Below are 15,192 nucleotides of genomic sequence, written 5' to 3' on the forward strand. Positions count from 1 at the left end.
GATTGAGGAGGCTTTCAAAGCTCTCGACGGCGAGCTGGCCAGCTTGGTTGAGCTAACTAAGAAAGTGACGAAAGCGGTAGGCAGCGCTTAAGCTGCTAGCAGAAGGGGAGATCTCCAAGCAGTAAACCGCCAGGTGGAAAGCTGCGGCTCTGCCTTGAACACAGCTCTCTCCCAAGCGGAGCTGGTGAGGCGAGCTCTTGAACAAGCCCAGCAAGTTTTGTCCACCCCCTCCCTCGAAGACCTGGCCCGCGAAGTGGGGGAACGGGTAGGCCAGCCCTGGCTTCCTACCGAGAATCCCAACATTTTTGTGGCCTTTCCTGTCTCAGTGCACTTTGCCAGAGAGCGGATACGTATTGACCGCAAGATTTTCCGATCCCAGCGGCCCAGTGCTATTGCTGAAGCAATCAAGCGAGCAAGAGGCGGCAAGAGCAAAGAGACTGATCCCCAGGCTGTCCTTCAGCTCATTTGGAAGGCGGCAAGAATTGCGGCAGGCTACCTGAGAAAGTGTGTGGAGCAGCTACCTAACTCCATAAGCGTAGCTGCGCGAGATGTCTTTGAGGTTCTCCACCTCAATAACTCAGACTACACAGAAGTAGAATTTACCCGACATCTTTACCTTCTAGATCGAAGCCCAATCAACAATGTGGATGGCTATCGCTTGATCTTCTCTGCATCTACAGGCACTCGCTCAGGTCGCTGCTATCGCATTCGCGATGAACGCGGTGAGGAACATATTTACTATCTTTTGGAGTTTGAGCGTCTATGAGTGGGGAAACCCATAGTTGTCTACAGCTTGATTTATGGCTGCGTTGTCTTGAGAAAGACTACCTGAGATCCTTCATACCTGAGGGCGGTGCAACCGTCAAGCTAGCTGTCGTCCCAAGAGATTCCTACTCCCGCCTCTACAAATCTCTTCGGGAAAAGCTATCCCCTCCTTCTTTTCAGCTTTTTGATCTAACCAAAGAGTGCATCAATCTACATTCAATTGAGAATTTTTGGTTTGCCCTTGCTCAGAGGGTAGACTGGGAATCTTTTGCCAGAGAACTGCGCTATAGCATTCTCAAAAAAGTTGGATATCCCCTCAGCTCAGAACCTCAGGACTGTACTTTAGAGGAACTGGCAGAGTTTTACCAAGTCGAGGCCCGCGAGATTAACATACAGTTCCAGCGAGAAATCAAGAGGCTGATTTTTCAGGACTACTCTCTGGCTCTCGACTTTCGCAAGGCTATTTCCCGTCTTATCTACGAGCCTCTCCAAAGTCCAGGCACTCTAGAAGGTTTGTGCCTTGCGGTTCAGGAGTGGCTCAAAGGCACGCTGAAATCTATTAGTCAAGTGCGTGGAGCAGCTATTTTTCGAAGGATTGATAGGACAAACTCCAGAGAGATCCTACTTTCTTTTCTGAGACTTTTTACACGCCAGTTCGGTTCTACGGCAATCCTTGTCAGTCTGTTTCATTACTACGAGCGAAGAGAAAGTGGACGTCCAATCTTTACCCGTAGGCAAATCATCGATCTCTATGAAACCTTGCGAGAGTTTATCGATGCAGAGAGTAAGCTTGAGAAAACAGCCATAATCTTCATGGCCCCTCCAGAGTTCATTGAATCAGAACTTTTGTCCTACCATAAGTACCGAGCCTTGCAAACTCGAATCCAGAACGAGGTATATTCCTCCAAGTATCCCAATCCTTGTACAACTATGGTTCAACTTCAATGAGCGCATCACTTGTAGCCCGACGAGCGATTGAAGCGCTGCGAAACGGTGTTCCCAATCCATTTGCAGTTGCAGAACTTGGCTCCTGGCAACAAGAGGTCGAAGAGAAGTTTTGGGAATTATGCAACGCCCCCAGCTTAGAGCCTGGGGGGATGCTCGTGAAGGGGGACTTCGGAACTGGTAAGTCTCATCTTCTACTAACTCTGCAGGAAAAAGCAAAGAAGCAGGGTTTTGCCACCTCGCTGGTTGTCATCTCTAAAGAGCTGCCTCTTGGCAATCCTAGTCGCCTAATTCCCCGCATTCTTGCCGAAATCGAACTCCCTGACATGGCTGAGCGCGGGCTTCAAGGCATTGCAGCTCGTCTGCAGTACAAACAGCCTTCTTTCCAGGAGTTCCAGCTTTCGGTTAACCAATGGCGATTTGGAGAGGGCTGGTGGCCGGCTACTCTAGCTTTACACCAAAGGCTAGAGGGTGACGACGAGAAGTTAGACGCTATTGTCCGCTTTTGGGCTGGTGAACCTACCTTGAGGCTGTCAGAGGTGCGGCAGAGACTTCGGGATCACGGCCTGGCAGGGGCTTACTCCGTCAGCAAGCTACCTCCTGCGGAAAGTCTGCACTGGCAGCGCCTGGCTTTCTCTGCTCAGCTATGTCGGGCCATAGGGCTCAGGGGCTTGGTGGTTTTGGTGGATGAGATCGAGCTGATTGCACAGTACAGCATCCTGCAGCGGGTCAAGTCCTACCGCGTTCTTGGCCACTTGTTTGGCAAGGAAACTTTACCTGAAGAACTAAAAGCAGCTCCGCTAATTCTAGCGGGAGCAGTAACCCGCGACTTTGAGCAGTCTATCTTGCAGGAAAAAGGGGATCGGGAGAAGGCACCTGAGATGGCGCGCCAGAAGCATATTTCTGAAGAAGCTGTAAAAGCGGGGATGGAGGCCATTCAGCAAGCTATCCCCCTCCGTTCCTGTTCGGAAGCTCAGGAGGCCATTCAAGCGATGTTGCACAAGGTGGCGGATCTCTACCAGAAGGCCTACCCTGATTGGGTACGGCCATCACGGTCTGAGCTCCCTCCTCTTTACGGCACAACTACCGTGCGGTCAATTATTCGCCGTTGGATTACTGAGTGGGATGTGCGCCGGTACTACAACCCCACTGGTACAGTTCAGATTGAGGAAGACAAAGCGACTGGACACACCCCTACGGAAGAGATCCAAGAACTGGAAGAGGAAGCTTAAGCAAGCCTAGGTGCTCCTCAAAGTTTTCTGAGTTTAGCTTAATCGGCGGGAAGCCCCGCACTGTATGGGTGAATTGTGTTGACTCAAGAGCCAATCAGTGTCGGGATGAAAGCCGTTCGTGCTTCAGTTGAAGAGATTGAGTTAAATCTCTGGAGAGCTTCCCTGACTGGTTTCCGCCGTGGGTTGCACGGTGGCAGCATGCTGAGACAAGTCAGTGAAGCGTGAAGCCGGTACGCTATCGGTTCGCGCAGCGTGGCGTCACCCATGTTTGAGGGTCGGGAGTCATCCCCCACCTAGTTTGCAGGAACTGCTCAACGCTGAAAGGGATTTTGGTAGGGGTTGGGGTTCTGGCCCTTGTTGCGGTACTTGGGATTGATGGTCAAGGTGCCGGATCCCAGGCCCCGCTGCGCCAGAAACTCCAGGTTGCGGCGGCGCATGGTGGTGTCGTAGTCGTTCTTGACGCGATCTTCCAGGATGGCCACCTGCTGCAACGCGCTCAGCAAAATGGCAGCCGCCTGTTCGGAGGTGTAGCCATTTTGGGAGGCGTAGCGCACGGCAAACTCGTCGGCTGCCACCTGGGCCTTCTGGCCTTTCTCTGCTTTGCGCAAAAGAAACACCGCCGACGCCGCCAAGCCGGCTGCCAAGCCCACGCCCAGGTTATCCCCCATCTGCAACTCCACCAAAATGCCCATGCTGCCGGCCCCGATCAGCGCGGGATACAGCAACAGGGCCGACCAGTTATCCCCCAAGGCCAGCTCGGTGGCCATCACCGCTTCCCGCAAAAAGTAGATCTTTTGTTGGTCAGGGCTCAGCTTCTGCCAGCGGCTGAGGTCAATGGCGAAGCGGGTGTACTTCTGCCAGGGGAAGCGCCAGAGCGGCTGCACAACCCGAGATTGGTCAGGGGTGCCGATCTCGATCTGCACCTCGGGGCGGATCTCCACCGGGAGAAACTGGATCAGGCGATCGAACTCAGAGATAGTGTACATACTGGCACGGCAGAGTCGCGGCTGGAGATGGAGATCATCCCCATAGTAAGGGATCCTAGCTTTTTCTGCAGACTGGTTCCAAGAGAGGCTGTGGCGATGGGATGGCGAGAGCCGGGATCGCTCTGCACCAATCCTTATCATCAACCAGGGATCCCCCCGACTTTGTATCGGCTCTCTATCGGTAATTGACAAATTGGAGCGCCACCGGGTAATCCTGCTGCTTGAGCATTTGAATGACCGCCTGCAGCTCATCTTTGTCTTTGCCGGAAACCCGCACCAGATCCCCTTGAATGGAGGGCTGCACTTTTTTGAAGTTGTCGCGGATTTGTTTGGCAATCTGCTTGGCCAGCGCCGCATCGATGCCCTTTTTCAGCCGAACCACCTGGCGCACCCGGTTGCCGCCGGCACTCTCCGGAGGTTGAAAGTCGAAGATCTTTAGGGAGAGGCCCCGCTTGGCCGCCTTGGTGAGGAGGAGATCGCGAATGGAGTTGAGAGCCATCTCGCTGGCGGTGGTGATGATCAGGGATCCCTCCTCCAGCTCGATTTCTGTCTGAGTATCCTTGAGGTCATAGCGCTGTTTGATCTCCCGCCGGGCTTGATCCACGGCATTCACCAGTTCCTGCCGGTCGAAGTCGCTGACGATATCGAATGAGTAGGTAGAGGCCATAAACTGTATCTTCGCTACCGCTCCGTATCTTAAGCCCTCAGGCCAAGCAGGGATCCCCAACCCCCAAAGAAGCTACAACAGGTAAAGGGATCCCAGTCCAGATTTGCGGAGAAGCAGGATGGCCGATGTTGTTTTAATTACAGGCGCTTCCGAAGGCATCGGCAGGGCCACGGCCTTTACCTTTGCCCGTGGCGGCTACCGCTTGGCGCTGGCTGCCCGTACCGCCGAAACCCTGAGACAAACCGCCATCGAGCTGGAGCAAAGCCTAAACGCCGAGGTCTTGGCCGTTCCCACCGATGTCACGCAGCCAGAACAGGTGCAAAACCTGGTGGAGAGAACCCTAGAACGCTATGGCCGCATCGATTGCCTGATCAACAACGCCGGCATCTGCCTGAAGGGCCCTTTTTTGCAAACCACCCTGGAACACTGGCAGGCGCTGATGGCGGTCAATTTTTGGGGCTACCTGTACACCATCCGGGCCGTGCTCCCCGATATGCTGAAGCGCAAAAAAGGTCAGATCATCAACGTGGGATCGGTCGGCGGCAAGATGCCCCTGCCCCAAATGAGCGCCTATTGTGCCAGCAAGTACGCGGTCAGTGGGCTGACGGAGGCGCTGCGGCTGGAACTGCAACCCCACGGGATCCAGGTGATCGGCGTCCATCCGGGCATTGTCAGCAGCAATTTTCTCAAGCGAGCCATTTTTTTGGATGAGGGGGGGCCGGAGTCCTCTCCCGATGGCCAATCGCAAGCCTCAGGTGGGAAAGCCCGCGAGCAAATGCAACAGGCGCTGGAGAGTTTTTGGGCCAGCCGGCCAGAAGAAGTGGCCGCAGCCATTTGGGACGCCGCTCGCCAGTCCAAGTCGGAGGTGGTGGTGGGCATGGCCCAATGGGCAGTAGGAGCCTATGCCCTTTTCCCAGAGCTGGTGGGCCCGCTGCTGCAAAGGGCCGCTGGCCGACCTTGAGATTTGGCAGGTCATCTTAGGCGATTCTGCAGCTCTGCCAATTCTGGAGTCGAGCTTCTATTCTATAGTATGGTGCTAAGGTTAGATTCGGGCAGTTGCAGCGGAAGGGATTATGGTTGATTCTGCGCCTTCTCCTCCGAGTGCTCAGCAGCACATCTTGGTCGTGGAGGATCGAGATGGCCGCCGCAGCCAGGTGCTGACCTCTGCGAAATACTTCATTGGTCGCGACCTGGCCAACGACATCTGCCTTAACTCCCAGTACGCCTCCCGCTACCACGCCATGCTGCTGCGCGTTCCTGCTGAGAAGGAGGGAGAGTACTACTACCGCATTCTCGATGGCGATCTGGAGGGTAGGCCCAGCACCAACGGCCTGCTGATCAACGGCCAGAAAATTTCTACCCACCAACTTAAGTCGGGGGATGTCATCAGCTTTGGTCCGGACGCCAAGGCCACCTACATCGTCAAGACCTCCTAGTTCGAGCTGGGTTGGCCTCCCTCTGGAAAGCGCAATTGCTGTCGAATTAGCAGCAGCAAGGCCAGCACCAGCGCCACTTCTGAGAGCAAGGTGGCCGAAGCCGCCCCTCGCCAACCCCACCTCGGGATCCAAACCGCATTCAAAAGCCCGTTGAGCCCCAGAGCCAGCAGTTGCAGGCGGCTGCGGGGCTTTTGCAACCCTGACCCGGTGAGCAGGTGAGACAGCAGCAGGTGGATCCCCTCCAGCAAGATCACCGGGCTAAGCCAGCGCAGGATGAGGGCCGTCTCTTGGTAAGCCGACCCCAGCACCCAAGGGATCCCGTAAGAGCCCAATGCCACCCCCAAGGCGGCCAAACTGCCGTAGCCCGCCACCCAAGGGGAAAGGTGCCAGGCGTAGCGGCAGCCCTGCGGCAGGCTTTTCTGTCCTTGGCGGCACAGCTCGGCAAAGTGGCTGGTGAGCAGAGCGATCATCGGCGTTTGCGAAAAGTTGATCACCCGGTAGGCAGCGCTGTAGAGCCCCCCCGCTGCTGCCGAGGCCAGGCGGGGCAAAAGCAGCTTGTCCAGGTCGGTGAAGGTTTTGGCCGCCGCCAGCCCCACGGCAAAGTCCCAGCCCGCCACCAGCCGTTCCCCCAGATCTCTCCAGGCCAGGGGGGGAGAAGGCTTGCTCCACCGCCCCATCCCCCGCGCCATCAGCAGCAGCACCGCCAGCACCATCAGCCCGTAGAGAATGGCCCATTGGGTTAGGGATCCCCAGCCCAAGGCCACCGCCAGCAGCACAGCCCCCAATCGCCCCAGCGCCATGCCGGTGTCGATGAGGGCCACGCCGGCAACTTGCTCTTGCCCAATCAGGATCCCTCGGTACACCTCAGGAATGGCGATAAACAGCAGGTCGCTGGCCAGCAGGATCCCTACCAGCAGGGGAGAAGTCTCCGCCAGCCAGAGGCTCAGGAGGGGCGCCAACAGCAGCGCCATCCCGCCGCAGCCCAGTCCGGCCAGCCACAGGCTGGGACTGATCTCCGGGGCAGCCGCGGCAGATCTCCGGTTGCTTAGGCGCTGGATCAGCAATTCCGATTGGCCCCAGTAGCCAAAGGGGGCAGCTAGGTTGCTGCAGGCCAAAATCGCGGAGAACACTCCAAAAGCTTCCGGCCCCAACAGCCGCGCCAGCAGGATGAAATAGGCCCCGGACAACCCCAGGCGCAGGCCATTGCCCACCATCAGCCAGGCAGCCTGGCGTAGCCGTTGTTGTTCTGCTCTATCCACGCTGCCACTCCTGGACGAGGCTTGCCAGAGCCAGGGATACTGGATGGATGCTGAGAGGGCCCGTCCAAGAGCGGGCATCTCCTCTTGATTTTGGGTGTATCGGTTGCAATTCTTCTGGCAAGTTCATGGCCAAACTCTACCCCGTCAGCAACGCCGCGCGAAGCCCCCACACCTTGGCAGGACGGGATCCAAAAGCCCTGTTCTCCCCCCATTCCAGACCGCCTGCCCCCCGCCGGGTGCTTCCCCCACCCCCGCCGGACGGCGGTAGCCCTCGTTGGCTGGGATCCGCATCGGCCAAAACGGTGGGGCAGGGCTATCGGGCCGTTGTCTTGCTTTTGCTGACCAGTCTGCTGCTGTTTGGAGGGCTGGGATCCCGCCTGGCCTACCTGCAACTGGTGCGCACCCAGTATTACCGCCAGTTGGCCGATACCAACCGCATTCGTCTCTTGCCCCAGCCGCCGGAACGGGGGCGCATTGTGGATCGCAACGGCGTGTTGTTGGCGGGCAGCCAGCTCTCCCACTCGGTCTTCCTGTGGCCGCTGGTGCAATCGCGGCAGGGCTGGCAGGAGACGATCCCCAAGCTGGCCCGGTCCTTGAACATGGCTCCCGAAGAGATTGCCCAAAAACTGGAGCAGGCGGGCTATCGCTCCCCGTTTCCGGTGCGCATCCTGCGCAACGCCAGCCCCCAGGTGGTCACTCAACTGGAAGAGATGAGCCGCGAGCTGCCGGGGGTGATGGTGGAGGCAGAGACGGTGCGGTTTTATCCCCACGGCGACTTGGCCGCTCATCTGCTGGGCTATACCGGCGAGATCCCCCTAGAGCAACTGCGGGCGGATCCCAGCTATCGCCTGGGGGATATCGTCGGCCTGATGGGCGTGGAGGAATTGTTCGAGAGCCATCTGCGCGGCCAATGGGGCGGGCGCCAGGTGGAGGTAGACGCCATGGGAGAAGTGCTGCGGGTGCTGGGAGAGCAAGCGCCTCGACCGGGCAACACCCTGCAGCTGACTTTGGATGTACGCCTGCAGCAGGCAGCGGAGCAGGCCCTGGGCCAGCAGAAAGGAGCAGTGGTCGCCATGGATCCCCGCGACGGCTCGATCCTGGCCATGGCCAGCTATCCCACCTTTGATCCCAACCTCTTTTCCAGCCGCATCACCCAAGCCCAGTGGGAGAGCCTGCAACAGCGGGACTTCCCCTTCCTCAACCGCGCCCTGCGGCCCTATCCCCCCGCCAGCACCTACAAAATCGTCACCACCGCCGCCGGGATCGAGTCGGGAGCCTTTCCCCCGGATACGGTGCTGCAGACCGGCCCCTACATCCAGGTGGGCGGGTGGAGGTTCTGGGACTGGAACCGGGCCGGTTTCGGGCGGCTGAACTACCGCCAGGCGATGGCCTACAGCAGCGACACCTTCTTCTACCAAATTGCCCTGGGCACCAAGGCCGCCCCCCTGCAAGAATGGTCGCGCCGCTTCGGGCTGGGGCAATTGACCGGGATCGGCCTCAAAGGGGAAGCTGCTGGGCTGGTGCCCGACGCCGAGTGGAAACAGCGCCACTGGCGCGAGCCCTGGTACGTGGGCGATACGGTCAACATGTCCATCGGCCAGGGATTTATCACCGCCACGCCGCTGCAGATGGCGGTGGTAACAGCAGCGGTGGCCAACGGCGGCTGGCGGGTTCGCCCCTTGCTCTCGCAGCAGGTGATCCCGGAAAGCCCCGTGCCCCTGCGGCAGAAGGTGGGTCTTTCCCCCGCCACGCTGGAGATCCTGCAGCAGGGGTTGCGGGATGTGGTGGTCTACGGCACCGGCGGCAACGCCAACCTGGGGCCGGGCTTTCCCCCCACCGCCGGCAAAACCGGCACCGCCGAGGATCCGCCGCGGCGCTCCCACGCCTGGTTTGTCGGCTATGCCCCCTACGACCGGCCCGAATTGGTAGTCGTGGTCTTTCTGGAAAACAGTGGCGGCGGGGGTGGATCCCGGGCCGCCCCGATCTTCCGCGAGGTGATGCGGGCCTACTTCCAACGTGACTCGTGAGGCCCTGGGCGCGACTTGCCCCGGCATTCGAGGGGAGTGGATATTAGGATTATCGGTTGATCTCTCTTTGTTCCCAAAAAATTCCACTCAGCCCCCCTAAAATCCCTTCTCCAACCGGCTTCTGCCCTAACTTGGCTGTAGAATATGTCAGTGATTTGGAGCCAAACTGCCACAATCCTGCCATTCGCGCCAGCGGCGCCTTGGCGCAGTGCAGGGCAAGCCCCGCTCCTAAAAACTGAGAACACTCTGGGCCGTGGTTGCTTCGCAGCACCTCGCAAGTACGCGGCCAGAGTCTGTTTTAACCCTATTGCCTAACTCACGAGGAGATCAGGATGAACAAGGCAGAGCTTGTGGATGCCGTCGCTCATCGCGCCAACGTAACCAAAAAAGAAGCTGAAGCTGTCCTGACGGCGGCGCTGGAGATCATTGTCGAAGAGGTCGCATCCCGCGATGAAAACGGTGAACCCAAAGGAAAGGTGACCCTGGTGGGCTTCGGCTCCTTTGAGGCCCGCAAGCGCAAACAACGGGAAGGTCGCAACCCGAAGACCAACGAGAAGATGGTGATCCCAGCCAGCATTGTCCCGACTTTCACTGCAGGCAAAACTTTCCGCGATGCGGTGGCAGGTGGCCACAAGTCTTCGGGAGTTTGACGGGATCCCAGCCGTTCGCGCTCCTCAGGCGGAGTTCTCTCAGCGAACCTGGGCTTTGGGATGGACAGGCGTGCAACGGCCTCAGCATGGTGGCAATCGCGCTTGGGGGGCAGCCATTGCCGGCTGCCCTGCCGAGGCTATTTTGGATTTTTCGGCCAGCCTCAACCCCCTGGGTCCGCCGCAGTCGGTTTTGCAAGCTCTGGCTCGGGCCCTGTCGGCGTCGGATCCAGTTGCGATTAGCCGCTATCCGGATCCCGACTACCGCGAGCTGCGGGCCTGTTTGGCGCAGCGCTGGGCGGTCGATCCGGAGTGGATCTTCGTGGGCAACGGGGCGGCGGAATTGCTCACCTGGGCGGCCCGCGATGCCCAGGGACGGGAGGTTTGGCTGCCCCGGCCGGCTTTTGGGGACTATGAGCGGGCCCTGCGGGCGGCGGGTGTAACCCTCAGGGGTTTGGATCTTTTGCCCTCTCAGGGATCCCCCCCCTTGGCCTTGCTGCAGAAAGAGATCCGGGCGGACAAGACAGGCCGGGTGCTCTGGCTAAACAATCCTCACAACCCGACGGGCCGGCTTTTCCTCCGGCAAGACATCTTGCCCCTTCTGCCCCAGTTCGAGCAGGTGGTGGTGGATGAGGCTTTTATGGACTTTTTGCCAGGAGACGCCCCGCAGGAGCTGCCCCCTCTGGATGCCAGCTCAGAGGTGGGAGAGCTGCCCCGCAGCCAGACTTTGATCCCTCACCTGGAGGCCCACCCCAACACCATCGTCATCCGTTCGCTGACCAAGTTCTTTACCTTGCCCGGCTTGCGCATCGGCTTTGCTGTGGGGCATCCGGATCACTGGCGGCGCTGGCGGCAGTGGCGGGATCCCTGGAGCGTCAACGGATTGGCGGCGGTGGCGGCGGCGGCGGCTCTGGCAGATGAAGACTTTCGCCGGCGCACCCTGGCCTGGCTGCCTACGGCGCGGGAGCATTTGCTGAGAGGTCTACAGGGGCTACCCGGCTGGGATCCCTGGCCCGGCCAAGCCAACTTTGTGCTGGTGCGCTGCCCTGGCTCCGCTACGCAGATTCAAGAAAAGCTGTTGCGGCAGCACCGCATCCTGGTGCGGGATTGCCTGAGCTTTCCAGAGCTGGGGGATCGCTATCTGCGCATTGGCCTAAGAACCCTGCCGGAGCAGGAGCAGTTGCTATCGGCCTGTCGAGAGATCTTGGAAAATAGCTAGAGAGCTTCTTTCTGGCGAGAGGGATTATGGTTGAGGTGGTGACTCCCCTTTGGCGGGAGTGCGAGGCCTCTATCGTGAAGGGGGTGGCCCACCACAGCGATCTGGAACTGCTGCGAGCCTTTCAACGGCAGCCGCAGGCGGCGCGCTACTTCATCGCCCTGTTTTGCCGCTACTGCGCCTGGGTGGATGGGATCCTGGCCGAGCATCTGCCCCCGGAGCAGCGGGCTGCTTGGCGAGAGGAGGTTTGGCTGCGCCTGTATGCGCGCCTTCAGCATCTCGATGTCCGCACGCTCCAGAGCGAGGGGGGCGGGGATCCGGTGCTGGCACCCTGGCTGGCGGCGCAAATCCGCGAGCTGATCTGGCCTTTTGCGGGGCGGTCTGACGGCGCTGCTGAGGGTGAGGCTGCCCCTCCTCAAACTGCGAGCGCTGGTGCAGCGAAGCCCCCTCTTTCGCCGGCATTGGCCTGTTACCTGAGCGCGGCTCTGGACAACTTGCCGGGAGATATGCGCTTTATTCTGCTGCTACGGGATCGGTTTGGTTGGTCGCCGGAGCGCATCGCTGCCCAGCTCAAAGCTGACAGGTACTACCTCGCCCCAGAGGAGGTGGATGCCATTGTTGCCTCCGCTCGCCAGCTCCTGCTTCAGCATCTGCCGGCAGATGTGCGCGCCCTCTATCTTGCGGCCAATCCCTAGAAGAAGGCCTTCGGCTTGTGGCATGGTAGTGATGGCTTGCCTTTGTCCCTGGGGTTGGCTCTGTGGTTAAGCGGTTCTCGGGTTCAGCACCGGATCGGTTCTGCTGGCTTCCTAGCTCTTAGTCTAGCGAGGGTGAGTTGCCTATGAGTTTTTCTCCACTTCCCTCAGATGCTACTCGACCCCTACCGAGGGCCCCGCAAGCCCAGCCGACTCCTCAACTGACGCTTCAGGAAGCGCTAAGCTGCTTGCATCTGGATGAGCTCAAGGAATTGGAGCGATTTCGCCTCTGGCAACGTTTGCAGCGCAGGCCATCTGTCCCCTTGCCGTGGGCAGATCCCCTTGGAAGCGATATCCCCGTGGAGCGCTCTTCACCTGTGCTGATGCAAGAAGTCGTGGAAGACTTGGAGGAGGAAGAAACGCCACGGCCGGCGGGGGTGCTCTCCCCTCTTTGGGTCTTGCTGGTGTGGGCCCTCTCCTGCGCGGGGATCGGCTTTGGGGTGCGCTGGCTGATCTGGCCGGAAGAGCTGTCGCTTCCCCAAACCGCTGTCCTGGCCCACAAGACGGAAAAAGGGATCCCTGCCCAGGTGGATTTGGCCCGGTTGCCCTTGCTTCCCCTGGAGCCGCTGCCAGGACAGGTAGGGGAAGAGTTCTATTCAGGTGGGCTGGATCCCAGTCAGTTGGCGCTAAGGTTGGCCAACACTCCCAATCTGGAGGAGCTGCGGGTCGATCCCCTTCAGGATGTCGCCAACTTGTTGGACAGCCTACAAACCAACTTGGCCGCGGCTGCACAGAAACCTGCTCCTTCCCGCCCGAAAACAGTGGAGAAAGTGGCAGCCAGCCTGGAGCGCCCCTCCCAGCCCAAAGTGGCCACTGTTTCAGAATCTTTGCTCACGGTGCCCCTGCACAGCAACGATCTCGATTCCTTGGGGCCTAACCGCGGCGAAGGAACTTTTTTGGTGCTGACCACCTACTCCGGAGAGGAAAGCTTGGCGCGAGCTCGGCAAGTTGCCAATGACGCTTTTGTAAGAGATGTGAACGGCCAGAAGTTCGTGCAGTTGGCAGCATTTGAACAACTGGAATATGCCCGCTACCACGCTGAAACTTTGAAGAACAAGGGCTTCAACGTCACCATTGCCGAGCAGTAGCTTTGGCCAGCGGTCGGCAGGATACCCGAAGGTTAGTTACAGCCATTCATTGACAAGTAGCAGTGGAGCAGTGAGATGCCTAGTCCCCCTCTCCCAAAGGGAGAGGGTCTGGGGGTGAGGGCCTTTGGCAGAGCGGAACGGTCGGCAGCCCCCTCCAAACCGATGCAATCCCCTCCCCCTTCCCTTTTTCGCAACCTGACCTAGCTTTTGTAATAGGCAGTGCCTTTATTGACAAAGTCCAACGTGTAGGCGGCTTGGTAGTTAATGGTTGGCTCAAAGACACCCGCCACTGTCATGCTCTCGAAGAAGCTTTGCCAACGCTCGTGGGTCATGGCGCCAATGCCCTTTTCCAGGGCATCGCCAGACAAAATGATGCCGTACTCCTTCAGCTTCTCAAAGCTGTAGGCCAACTGCTCATCAGTCATCTCCGGGTTATCCTGCTTGATGAGGCGGTAGGCGGGGCGGGGATCCTCCAAAAAGCTGTACCAGCCCTTGATAGAAGCATCCACAAACCGCTGCACCAAGTCAGGCTTGCTTTCCACCAGTTGGCGCCGCGTCTCGATGGTGGTGGCATAGGGGTTGTAGCCGTAGTCGGCCAGGAGGAAGACCACTGGCTTAAAGCCTCCTTGTTTTTCAATGGCAAAAGGCTCAGAGGTGAGATACCCCTGCTGGGCCGAGCTGGGATCCGCCAGGAAAGGACCGGGGTTGAAGTTGTAGGGGCGGGTCTGGTCGTCGGTGAAGCCGTACTTGGCCCGCAAAAAGGGCCAGTAGGTGGTAAAAGCCCCTTTGGCCACGAAGATGGGTCGGCCCTTGAGATCCTCCAAGCTCTGGGTGCCGGGATGGGCGAGGAGAACCTGGGGGTCTTTTTGGAAAATAGCCGCCACGCAGATAAGCGGGATCCCTTCCCGCACAGCGTTGATGACCCCTGCGCTTCCCCCCATGGCAAAGTCGGCGGCTCGGCCAGCCAAAATCTGGGTGATGTTGACGCCAGGGCCACCCATTTTGATGGTGACGTCTAGCCCATACTCGCGGTAAATGCCTGTGGCCACCGCCTGATAAAAGCCGCCATGCTCGGCCTGGGCATACCAGTTGGTAGCATAGGAAACTCGCTCGAGCTTGGATCTCTGGGCCACTATCAGAGTGGGGGAAGCCCGTCGTTGAGCCTGAGCCCCTGCTGCGGCCAGCCAACTGCCTCCAAGAGCGGCAGCTCCTGCTTTGAGCAGCTGACGACGGCTGAAGGTGCCGCCCTTGGGTCTAGAGGATCCAACCGAGGCCATAGGTAACTAAAGCGAAAGATGACGCAAGCATTATACATCCCGGAGGAGACCCTGTGTGCCTGGCTACAAGAAGATCTCGGCCACGGCGATCTCACCAGCGAGCTGACCCTGCCCCCCAGCGTTGAGGGGGAGGCGGTGATCCTGGCCAAGGAGCCAGGGATCCTAGCTGGCCTGGAAATTGCCAGGCGGGTTTTCCGGCTGGTGGATCCCCAGCTAGCGTTCGCCTCCCAGGTAGAGGAGGGAGCCTCTGTTGTCGCTGGCCAGGAGGTAGTCCAGATCAAGGGATCCCTGCGGGGCATTCTGGCGGCAGAACGGCTGGCGCTGAACCTTCTCCAAAGGCTTTCCGGCATTGCCACCCTCACCCGCACCTACGTAGAGGCGCTGCGGGGAACCTCAACCCAGCTTCTGGACACCCGCAAAACTACCCCCGGCTTGCGCGCCCTGGAGAAATACGCCGTGCGGGTAGGGGGCGGCAAAAACCACCGCTTTGGCCTCTTCGACGGCATCTTGATTAAGGAAAACCACATTCGCGGTGCCGGCGGCATCTTGGCAGCCGTCCAGCGGGCCAAAGCAGGTGCCCCCCACCACCTCAAGGTCGAGGTTGAGGTGCGCAACCTCCAGGAGCTGGAGGAGGCTTTGGCGGCAGGCGCCGATCTCATCCTTCTCGATAACTTCCCCTTGGAGCAGATCCGGGCTGCCGTTCAACGGGTAGGGGGGAAAGTTCCCCTAGAAGCCAGCGGCAACATGAACCTAGAGCGCGCCCGGAAAGCGGCTGAGGCAGGCGTGGATTACATCAGTGTGGGGGCCCTGACTCACTCGGCCAAGGCCCTGGATCTCTCCTTGCTCGTGGTGCGGCCCTGAGGTTTGCCCCAGGGAGCGCTGTTTCTAATGCTAG

General features: G+C 59.3%; 15 protein-coding genes. 11 read left to right on the forward strand and 4 right to left on the reverse strand.

Annotated elements, in window-relative coordinates; translation table 11 throughout:
• Positions 1 to 154 precede the first annotated feature (154 nt).
• From CYA_RS04345 to CYA_RS04355, 3 genes are read left to right on the forward strand one after another with little or no spacing between them, the layout of a single operon-like run.
• The gene (locus tag CYA_RS04345; RefSeq protein WP_143597334.1) at positions 155 to 766 is read left to right on the forward strand and encodes a hypothetical protein; all 612 of its coding nucleotides are present in this window, start codon (positions 155 to 157) and stop codon (positions 764 to 766) included.
• Entirely contained in the window at positions 763 to 1,713 is a 951-nt protein-coding gene (locus CYA_RS04350; RefSeq protein WP_041438187.1) for a hypothetical protein, read from the forward strand. Before CYA_RS04345 ends, CYA_RS04350 begins: the two co-directional genes overlap by 4 nt.
• Positions 1,686 to 2,942 (forward strand): BREX system ATP-binding domain-containing protein, encoded by a 1,257-nt coding sequence (locus CYA_RS04355; RefSeq protein ID WP_168175100.1) that lies wholly within the window; start codon positions 1,686 to 1,688, stop codon positions 2,940 to 2,942. Before CYA_RS04350 ends, CYA_RS04355 begins: the two co-directional genes overlap by 28 nt.
• 311 nt (positions 2,943 to 3,253) lie before the next feature.
• On the opposite strand, the gene CYA_RS04360 is transcribed toward CYA_RS04355, so the two are convergent.
• Positions 3,254 to 3,928 carry a DUF3318 domain-containing protein gene (locus CYA_RS04360; RefSeq protein WP_011429819.1) on the reverse strand — a complete coding sequence of 225 codons (675 nt, stop codon included), beginning with the start codon at positions 3,926 to 3,928 and terminating at the stop codon, positions 3,254 to 3,256.
• A gap of 175 nt (positions 3,929 to 4,103) precedes the next feature.
• Entirely contained in the window at positions 4,104 to 4,595 is a 492-nt protein-coding gene (locus CYA_RS04365) for a YajQ family cyclic di-GMP-binding protein (RefSeq protein WP_011429820.1), read from the reverse strand.
• Between the two features lie 118 nt (positions 4,596 to 4,713).
• On the opposite strand from CYA_RS04365, the gene CYA_RS04370 reads away from it, so the two are divergent.
• Positions 4,714 to 5,556, forward strand: coding sequence for an SDR family oxidoreductase (locus CYA_RS04370; protein ID WP_011429821.1), 843 nt, complete (start codon positions 4,714 to 4,716; stop codon positions 5,554 to 5,556).
• 112 nt (positions 5,557 to 5,668) lie between these two features.
• Positions 5,669 to 6,031 carry an FHA domain-containing protein gene (locus tag CYA_RS04375; protein WP_011429822.1) on the forward strand — a complete coding sequence of 121 codons (363 nt, stop codon included), beginning with the start codon at positions 5,669 to 5,671 and terminating at the stop codon, positions 6,029 to 6,031.
• Here CYA_RS04375 and CYA_RS04380 read toward each other — a convergent pair.
• Complete coding sequence (locus CYA_RS04380) at positions 6,028 to 7,290, reverse strand: lipopolysaccharide biosynthesis protein (protein WP_228375440.1); 1,263 nt, start codon at positions 7,288 to 7,290, stop codon at positions 6,028 to 6,030. The two genes, CYA_RS04375 and CYA_RS04380, sit on opposite strands and share 4 nt — an antisense overlap.
• Positions 7,291 to 7,415: 125 nt before the next feature.
• Between CYA_RS04380 and mrdA the strand changes: the two genes are divergently transcribed.
• The 5 genes from mrdA (at position 7,416) to CYA_RS04405 (ending at position 13,020) form a co-directional block, all read left to right on the forward strand.
• Positions 7,416 to 9,317, forward strand: coding sequence for a penicillin-binding protein 2 (gene mrdA / locus CYA_RS04385; protein WP_228375441.1), 1,902 nt, complete (start codon positions 7,416 to 7,418; stop codon positions 9,315 to 9,317).
• 332 nt (positions 9,318 to 9,649) lie between these two features.
• Positions 9,650 to 9,967: an HU family DNA-binding protein gene (locus CYA_RS04390; protein WP_011429825.1), complete on the forward strand. Its 318-nt coding sequence runs from the start codon at positions 9,650 to 9,652 to the stop codon at positions 9,965 to 9,967.
• Positions 9,930 to 11,183, forward strand: a complete 1,254-nt coding sequence (locus CYA_RS04395; RefSeq protein ID WP_369781488.1) for a pyridoxal phosphate-dependent aminotransferase — start codon at positions 9,930 to 9,932, stop codon at positions 11,181 to 11,183. The genes CYA_RS04390 and CYA_RS04395 overlap by 38 nt, the downstream gene beginning before the upstream one ends.
• A gap of 26 nt (positions 11,184 to 11,209) precedes the next feature.
• On the forward strand, positions 11,210 to 11,875 hold the full coding sequence (locus CYA_RS04400; protein ID WP_011429827.1) for a hypothetical protein: 666 nt from the start codon (positions 11,210 to 11,212) through the stop codon (positions 11,873 to 11,875).
• Between the two features lie 380 nt (positions 11,876 to 12,255).
• Entirely contained in the window at positions 12,256 to 13,020 is a 765-nt protein-coding gene (locus CYA_RS04405; protein WP_228375502.1) for a hypothetical protein, read from the forward strand.
• A 200-nt stretch (positions 13,021 to 13,220) separates the two neighbouring features.
• Here CYA_RS04405 and CYA_RS04410 read toward each other — a convergent pair whose 3' ends face one another.
• Positions 13,221 to 14,297, reverse strand: coding sequence for an ABC transporter substrate-binding protein (locus CYA_RS04410; RefSeq protein WP_011429829.1), 1,077 nt, complete (start codon positions 14,295 to 14,297; stop codon positions 13,221 to 13,223).
• 18 nt (positions 14,298 to 14,315) lie between these two features.
• On the opposite strand from CYA_RS04410, the gene nadC reads away from it, so the two are divergent.
• Entirely contained in the window at positions 14,316 to 15,158 is an 843-nt protein-coding gene (nadC, locus tag CYA_RS04415) for a carboxylating nicotinate-nucleotide diphosphorylase (RefSeq protein ID WP_011429830.1), read from the forward strand.
• The last annotated feature ends 34 nt before the right edge of the window (positions 15,159 to 15,192 follow it).

The organism is Synechococcus sp. JA-3-3Ab (assembly GCF_000013205.1).
GTDB lineage: Bacteria > Cyanobacteriota > Cyanobacteriia > Thermostichales > Thermostichaceae > Thermostichus.

Coding starts and splice junctions, on each gene's coding strand:
- CYA_RS04350 (WP_041438187.1), top strand. CDS start 763: ATGAGTGGGGAAACCCATAGTTGTCTACAGCTTGATTTATGGCTGCGT.
- CYA_RS04360 (WP_011429819.1), bottom strand. CDS start 3,928: ATGTACACTATCTCTGAGTTCGATCGCCTGATCCAGTTTCTCCCGGTG.
- CYA_RS04365 (WP_011429820.1), bottom strand. CDS start 4,595: ATGGCCTCTACCTACTCATTCGATATCGTCAGCGACTTCGACCGGCAG.
- CYA_RS04370 (WP_011429821.1), top strand. CDS start 4,714: ATGGCCGATGTTGTTTTAATTACAGGCGCTTCCGAAGGCATCGGCAGG.
- CYA_RS04375 (WP_011429822.1), top strand. CDS start 5,669: ATGGTTGATTCTGCGCCTTCTCCTCCGAGTGCTCAGCAGCACATCTTG.
- mrdA (WP_228375441.1), top strand. CDS start 7,416: ATGGCCAAACTCTACCCCGTCAGCAACGCCGCGCGAAGCCCCCACACC.
- CYA_RS04390 (WP_011429825.1), top strand. CDS start 9,650: ATGAACAAGGCAGAGCTTGTGGATGCCGTCGCTCATCGCGCCAACGTA.
- CYA_RS04395 (WP_369781488.1), top strand. CDS start 9,930: ATGCGGTGGCAGGTGGCCACAAGTCTTCGGGAGTTTGACGGGATCCCA.
- CYA_RS04400 (WP_011429827.1), top strand. CDS start 11,210: ATGGTTGAGGTGGTGACTCCCCTTTGGCGGGAGTGCGAGGCCTCTATC.
- CYA_RS04405 (WP_228375502.1), top strand. CDS start 12,256: ATGCAAGAAGTCGTGGAAGACTTGGAGGAGGAAGAAACGCCACGGCCG.
- CYA_RS04410 (WP_011429829.1), bottom strand. CDS start 14,297: ATGGCCTCGGTTGGATCCTCTAGACCCAAGGGCGGCACCTTCAGCCGT.
- nadC (WP_011429830.1), top strand. CDS start 14,316: ATGACGCAAGCATTATACATCCCGGAGGAGACCCTGTGTGCCTGGCTA.